Below are 280 nucleotides of genomic sequence, written 5' to 3'. Positions count from 1 at the left end.
GGACATCGCCGTGGGCAGCGGCACGCCGGTCAAGGCCCCGGCTGGGGGCGTGGTGACGATTCGCGCCTGTCGCGGGTGGTCGATGCGGTGCGCGATGCGCTGGGGCGCGAGCAGTCCAACCTCGACGCGCTGCTGGCCGACGCTGCGCGCTTCAAGCGCGAGAAGCTGCTGCAACTGCTCGGCCAGACCAATGGTCACCACCAGGCCGGAGAACGCCATCGCCGCAGGAAGGGCATGCGCCATCCAGGGCGGATTGGGGCGACAAGGCCTCCGGCAAGGG

General features: G+C 71.1%; 1 protein-coding gene. It reads right to left on the bottom strand.

The window, feature by feature from the left end; genetic code table 11:
* A partial coding sequence (locus K6753_RS14620; RefSeq protein ID WP_223677190.1) for a hypothetical protein occupies window positions 1–243 on the bottom strand: 243 nt, incomplete at its 3' end.
* Window positions 244–280: the final 37 nt, after the last annotated feature.

The sequence above is a fragment of the Novilysobacter selenitireducens genome, from assembly GCF_020026895.1.
Taxonomy (GTDB): Bacteria; Pseudomonadota; Gammaproteobacteria; order Xanthomonadales; family Xanthomonadaceae; genus Lysobacter_C; species Lysobacter_C selenitireducens.
Note: the sequence above shows the minus strand (reverse complement) of the source record. Positions and strands in the feature narration are given on the sequence as shown.